This window comes from Methyloglobulus sp., from assembly GCF_046714055.1.
Taxonomy (GTDB): Bacteria; Pseudomonadota; Gammaproteobacteria; order Methylococcales; family Methylomonadaceae; genus Methyloglobulus.
On record NZ_JBKKBJ010000142.1, the window covers coordinates 1 to 6,667 of the forward strand.

Annotated in this window: 7 protein-coding genes; all 7 read left to right on the forward strand. The window is 45.6% G+C overall.

Going from position 1 to position 6,667, the window contains the following annotated elements; translation table 11 throughout:
* Positions 1–118 precede the first annotated feature (118 nt).
* The 7 genes from ACLQ6D_RS08605 (at position 119) to ACLQ6D_RS08635 (ending at position 6,563) form a co-directional block, all read left to right on the forward strand.
* A complete protein-coding gene (locus tag ACLQ6D_RS08605) occupies positions 119–1,156 on the forward strand; it encodes a YfjI family protein (RefSeq protein ID WP_411726872.1) in 1,038 nt (345 codons plus the stop codon).
* Between the two features lie 11 nt (positions 1,157–1,167).
* Entirely contained in the window at positions 1,168–1,653 is a 486-nt protein-coding gene (locus ACLQ6D_RS08610; RefSeq protein ID WP_411726873.1) for a hypothetical protein, read from the forward strand.
* Between the two features lie 127 nt (positions 1,654–1,780).
* Positions 1,781–1,927: a hypothetical protein gene (locus tag ACLQ6D_RS08615; RefSeq protein WP_411726874.1), complete on the forward strand. Its 147-nt coding sequence runs from the start codon at positions 1,781–1,783 to the stop codon at positions 1,925–1,927.
* A 12-nt stretch (positions 1,928–1,939) separates the two neighbouring features.
* Positions 1,940–2,683, forward strand: a complete 744-nt coding sequence (locus ACLQ6D_RS08620) for a hypothetical protein (RefSeq protein ID WP_411726875.1) — start codon at positions 1,940–1,942, stop codon at positions 2,681–2,683.
* Positions 2,684–2,788: 105 nt separating this feature from the next.
* A complete protein-coding gene (locus ACLQ6D_RS08625; protein ID WP_411726876.1) occupies positions 2,789–3,631 on the forward strand; it encodes a hypothetical protein in 843 nt (280 codons plus the stop codon).
* Between the two features lie 197 nt (positions 3,632–3,828).
* Positions 3,829–6,279: a site-specific DNA-methyltransferase gene (locus ACLQ6D_RS08630; protein ID WP_411726877.1), complete on the forward strand. Its 2,451-nt coding sequence runs from the start codon at positions 3,829–3,831 to the stop codon at positions 6,277–6,279.
* On the forward strand, positions 6,279–6,563 hold the full coding sequence (locus ACLQ6D_RS08635; RefSeq protein ID WP_411726878.1) for a hypothetical protein: 285 nt from the start codon (positions 6,279–6,281) through the stop codon (positions 6,561–6,563). The genes ACLQ6D_RS08630 and ACLQ6D_RS08635 overlap by 1 nt, the downstream gene beginning before the upstream one ends.
* Positions 6,564–6,667 lie beyond the last annotated feature (104 nt).

Consider the following 6,667-nt stretch of genomic DNA (forward strand, 5'->3'; position numbering starts at 1 on the left):
ATACGCCTGCAGCGCTTCGGGTAATCGTCTTGGTCGGGCGATAGGTGCCTCCCATCTTTAGGTTTTACTTTAAAGTGGAATTATAACCCCATACTATTGATAAGAAAACTTACTGTGATTGGTATTACGTCTGTTGCAAGCTAATGAGTCGATCCCGCCGTTAGTCCCGCGAATTTTCCTACAGGACGAAACACCGGAAAACCTAGCCTATTCATTGGCAAAACGCTGGCCTAACTCTGGCGTTATCAGTTCGGAAGCTGGCGCGGTATTAGGCAGTCACGGTATGGGCAAGGATAGCGTTATGCGGAACTTGGCTTTTCTCAATACGTTGTGGGATGGGAAGTCTTTAACCATAGGCCGCAAAACTTCGGAATCCTTCATAGTACGGGATGCACGGCTTACCGTAGGCTTGCAGATTCAGGAAGCCACGCTTCGGGCATTCTTTGACAAATCAGGTGCGCTGGCGCGTGGCACGGGATTTTTAGCCCGATTTTTGATGTGCTGGCCGGAATCCCCCCAAGGGACGCGGTTCTATACCGACCCGCCGGAAAGCTGGCCTTTTTTGGCTGAGTTTAACAAAAGGTTGAACGCCATACTTAATCAGCCTTTGCCCATTAAATCCGAAAATGGCCTGTCTTTAGAGCCTATGGCGTTGGAGCTATCCAAGGATGCTAAACAGGAATGGGTAGCGTTTCATGATGCCATTGAATCGGATTTATCAGCCAATGGCGAACTGTACGACGTTAGGGATTGTGCGTCCAAGATTGCCGATAACGCGGTACGGATTGCAGCGATTTTTCATGTTTATGACACCCAAGTTTTTGCCGGACAAATCAGTAAGGATCACTTTGATGGCGCAAGCCGGATTGCAGCGTGGCATTTATCCGAGTCCAGGCGTTTTTTTGGTGAATTGGCCTTGCCCGTGGAACAAGCTAATGCCGTGCGGGTTGATGGCTGGCTACTCAATTATTGCCGTCTCAAAAACATCCAAAAAATCAACAGGCGTGAAATGCAGCAACTTTGCCCAGTACGAAATAAGGAATCACTTACCGCCGCATTAACTGAACTAGCTGAACTAAACCGGGTAAGGTTATTTAAAGAAGGCAAATCAATTTTCGTAGCAATCAATCCGGCATTGTTGGAGGGCGACAAATGAGCCTATCCGACTTGATCCGAAAAAAAGGCGATTTTTCAGAAAATAACAAACCCCTTGCTACAGTTGCTACTTCTGCTACACATGCCCTGAAACCCTTGCCATTACCGGATTCAGAGTGTGCCGCAAGTGTAGTAACCACTCGCTACAGTTTGCTACGATTCGATGAAGAAATCCCAACTGTAGCAAAGTGTAGCGACGGCTTGCTACAGATAAACGCCGATTTTCAAACAACTGATACAAACAATAACAACGACTTAGCTTCAACTGTAGCAAACGCAGCAAGTGTAGCGGTAGCAAATCAAAATCCTGAAAAAATAGAGTTAAGCGACAACCGACGCTTTTGTAGGCAGTGCGAGAATTTTTCAGCACTCAACCGATATTGCCTTAAATGCAATTCAAGGCAGATCGACGATATACCGCGCCATTGCAGCGATTTTAAGGACAATGGCTTACCCGCGCCGATTGGTAGACTGAAAAAACCACCCTTTACAGAGTAAATTATCTACCCACGTCTTTTAGAGTGCTGGACACCTGCTGGCGATTCTATCCAGGTTATGGCGCGTGACCAAGCCCAGGAAGATTTTTTATTGAAGATGAACCCAAAATCAAAGGAGGGCGAAGTTTATGTTTGATATGTTACCCAAAGCAAAAAAAGGAAGGCCACGCGGTTATATTGACTGGAACCCGCGTACCGAAACCCAAGAGTTAATACAGAAGGTTAAAAGCATCCTGATTGAGTATAAGGCGTACCTGCCCATGACCATCAGGTAGATATTTTATCGGTTGGTTGGGGCGCACGGCTACGCAAAAGATGAAAAGGCTTACGACCGACTTTGTGAAACCTTAAACAAGGCGAGGCGTGCCAAGATGATACCGTTCAAGCAGATCAGGGACGACGGCTTTAGCGAACTACAAGAAAGTTATTTTGATTCACCACAAAGTTTTATTGAAGCGGTGCGTTACTCAGCAGAAAACTACAAATTAGACCCGCAGCGGGTACAGCCCGTTAGGTTATATGTATGGTGTGAGGCGGCGGGTATGTCAAACCAGTTGGAGCAGGTATCAAAACCTTATGGCGTACCCGTATTGAGTTCAGGCGGTTTTGATTCATTAACCGTAAAATACGACTTAGCGGATAAATTCAAGCAACACGGCGCAGTTAAGATTTTTCACATTGGCGACCATGATCCGAGCGGTGTTCACATTTATGGCTCATTGGATGAAGACGTTAAGGCGTTCATGGTTGGCAGTGATACCAATATTGAGTTTACACGCCTAGCCGTGACACCGGAACACATCGAACAATACAACCTGCCGACCGCCCCCCCAAAGGCCACTGACAAGCGTAGTTTTGAAGGCCAGACCGTCCAGGCCGAAGCCTTACCACCGGATATATTGTGCGGCATTTTGGCAGACGCGCTACAGGCAGAAATCGACCTGGAAGCGAAGGCAGAACTAGAAGCCAAGGAAGCCCACGAGCGTAATAAACTATTGCAGTGGACGAATACCATCAGTTTCAATCAATAAACCTAACCGCATGATGAAGGTACCCATTAAGTGCCCGTGACAAGGTTTAATGATAGGATAATGGTCAGGTTAACCATTCACTTGCGGGATGTGAGGTATTAATCCATGACAACATCAGTAACACAGCTAAAAGCCAACCAAACCAATGCCAAAAAATCCACTGGCCCGATCACTGAGGAAGGTAAACAGATTGTGGCTATAAATGCGGTCACACATGGCATATTCTCAAAGCACTTGCTGTTAAGTGATGAAAGCCCGGAAGACTATCAACTGTTACTGGATGGATTGCAAGCGGAACTAAAACCAGCGGGTACGCTGGAACATTCGCTGGTTGAACGTATTGCCGTCAGCTTATGGCGGCAAAGACGGCTGGTTAGATCAGAAACTGCTCATATTGAGCTGAGCAACAGGCCGCAAGATATTGTTCACGCCGTCAATAGTGAAATGAATTTAGATTATTCAATCAAGGAACTCTCAGAACATGATTTAACCGACTTTGACCAGAATCAGTACCAATGGTGTCAGAGTGTTATTGAAGAATTTGAACAAATTGCTGAGGAAAGTCTGACCGTTATGGATGCTTTGAAAAATGAAGCCCCAATAATGTACAAACAATTGGCAGAGGATGCAGAACAAGACCAAGAATCCATAGAAGACTATCTTAAAAATTGGGATCAACCGTTGGAGTATTTTTATGATCTTGTCAAATACTGCCAAGATGAAATCAAAAAAGCCGAACAGCGGCCTTTAGTGCTGGAAGTGGCGGGTTTGGTAAGGAACAAACGCGCCATATTGCAAGGCATAACACGCGACATTCTGGCTAAATACCAAGTCATGCTGGATAACGAGCTTTACAAGGCCATAAAAGCACTCAGGGAAACCCAGGCTTGGCGGCTGGATGCGCTAAATGGCTTTGTTTTGGAAAATGGCACTGTTTCTGGAAATTAAACTCAGACTATTTTGTTCATTTTTTCACTGCGTACGTTTTTAATGAACAGGCTAAAAAATGAACGCCTACTACACATAAAGCAATCCAGGGTTGTTATCAGACGTTCTATAACAGAGAATAGGTACAATAAAATCCGTTGCGTAGCTAATAAAAATTTTAAAACACCTCGGCGGGTTATTTTCTAAGGAAGAGTATGGTGCTTACAGAACAAGAAAAACAACGCCTGATACAATTAATTGAACAAGGCAGGCCGTTACCTGCCCATTATAAAAACCTGTTATTTGCTGGTGAAGCAGATTATGTCGAACGGACGGCAGTTTATGAACTGCAATACAAAGGCAAAAAATCCGAGCCGGACATTTTAAGCCGCACACCCGCCGCGCCCTTGCAGAAAATGCGTAGTTTCAATAGTGACAATCCCTTTAGCGACGATTGGCGCAATCTGCTGATTTTTGGCGACAACCTGTTAGCCCTGAAAGCCCTTTATAACGACCAGCGTGGTGCGAACCGTTACGGCACTAAAAACAGGATCAAACTGGTTTATATTGATCCGCCGTTTGCCACCAAGCAGGACTTTATGAAAGACCGCGAGAAGGCTTATCGGGATAAAGTCATGGGCGCACAGTTTATTGAGTTTATCCGTGAGCGGCTGGTGTTGTTGCGGGAGGTTCTGGCGGATGATGGTTCGATTTATGTGCATTTGGACTGGAAGAAAGGCCACTATATCAAGGCGGTTATGGATGAGGTGTTTGGTGAATTTAATTTCCAGAATGAAATTATTTGGAAACGTACTTCGGCGCACAGCGATTCTAAAACCTATGCAAACGTGCATGATTTGATTCTGTATTATTCCCGTTCAGAACAGACAAAGTTCATTCCCCAATATTCTCAATATTCCGAAGAACATCTAACCACTCGTTATAAGCATACTGATCCAGATGGAAAAAGATTTACTGATGGTGATTTGGTTGGAACAGGCTTAAAAGGTGGTGGCTATGAATATGAATGGAAAGGTGTAGTAAAAACTTGGCGTTGTCCTCTAACAACAATGCAGCGTTATGAAAAAGAAAACCGTCTGTACTATACAAAAAACGGTGTTGCCCGAATAAAGAGATATTTAGATGAAGTTCAAGGTGTCTCACCAACTGACATGTGGATGGACATCTACCCCGTCAATTCTCAAGCGGCTGAACGAGTTGATTACCCCACACAAAAGCCAGAGCAGTTTTTAAACCGCGTCATTATATCAAGCTCCTCGGAAAACGACATCGTACTCGATGCCTTCGCCGGTTCCGGTACAACCCTAGCCACTGCGGAAAAACTCAAGCGCCGCTGGATTGGCATGGATTGTGGCAAGTTAGCCATTTATACCATCCAAAAACGCTTGTTGAATCTGACCAGCAATGTCGGTTCGGCAGCTAAAGATGAACGCCGCGAATCCGAGCGGGTCAGCGATTTCGCCGAACATTCCAAGTCCGGCAGTCGCGGTTTGCTGATGGTTTATGACAAGGCACGGCGCGGCGATTTAGTCATTACCGATGCCTTGCTGGAAGACCTCGCCGAATTTACCGACAAACACTTGAGCGGCAATAAAGCCGAATATTTTTCGCTGGTGTGTCCCGAAGATAAATTGCAGTTGTCGCGCTTGAGTGTGCTTGACGACGCTGACGGTTTAAAAGCCGGTGAAAAAGCCGTGGTGATTGGGCGCATCACGTTTTTGATTTCTTTTGTAGAAGCCAAAAACCAAACACCCAAGCCAAAACCACTCAAAGCCAAAGAGTTTGTGTTGTTGAATGCGGGCATTTACGACAAGCAAAAGCTCTATGCCTTGCCGTGGGTGGATTACAAACCGTTTGTGATGCAATTGTTTAGTCTGCGTGACGCACCGCATAAGATCAAAGCCTTTGACGCGGAAGGTTTTATCGGCGGCGATTCGGCGTTTGTCTGGGATTATCCCAATAACCAGGGCATGGTGCTGGAGGAAAATTTTGTGGACAGCCTGCACAACGTGACGGGCGGACAGGCGGGTGACCGCTTTTATATCATCGCGCCGATTGTGGCGATGGGCTTTATGCAGGATGAAATCAAGCGCGGCAATACCCGTTATATATTCCTGAAAGTGCCTTTATCGGTATTGCAACGCTTGCTGGAAAACAACAAGCCGGGCGCATTGCAACAGCCGTCTTCCGAGGCGGACGTAAATGCGGTGATCGATGCCGTCGGTTTTGACTTTATTTCGCAACCGCTGGTGGAATGGTCGTGCTTGACTTCGACGGTCGAAAATCAGGATGTTTTCAGTTTGGGTGAGCAGGAGCATATTGTCCGGCTGACGCAATTCCGCGCTAATACCTTGGCGACTGACCCCGAAGATTTTCCCAATTTTGCCACGTTGTCTATGGTGTTGGTAGATTTGAATTATCGGGATGAGGTGTTCAAGTTAGCCCAGGTATTTTGGGCGGAAGATTTGGTGTCAGAAGAGTTGAAACGCTTGAGAAAAGAGGTGTCGGGAGGCTTTGAAGAGAACGCGACCGCTTGTGAGAAATTAGATATTCGCCTGCCTAAAAACCAATGCGGCGAGTATGTGATGCTGATACTGGTGGATAAATACGGCAATGAGAAAAAAATAACCCTCAACGGAGTTAGCTGATGGCTGTCACTTACCGTAATGATGATTTTGTGTTGCAAGTCCTGGATGATGATGCCGCCGTCAGGAATATTGTCAATAAATATGATGCGTTTTTGGACGCATTAAGCGGTACGCATTATGCTTTCCAGACCGAAGCCATTAAAACAGTGTTGAAGTTCCTGCTGTCTAGCCAATATAAAAATACAGGGGATTTAGCCACTAACAATTTTGACCGCAATACCAAGCTGCAAAGCTATTATGGCAACACGCTGCACAATTATTTAACTCATGTTACGCACCCATAGTTGAAGTAAACTATAAGGATGAATACAGAACTGTTAGAAATATATAGCGATTACTTATTGAGTTCATTTGGTCAAACGACGGCGACCGGGTTGTCCAGCTTGCT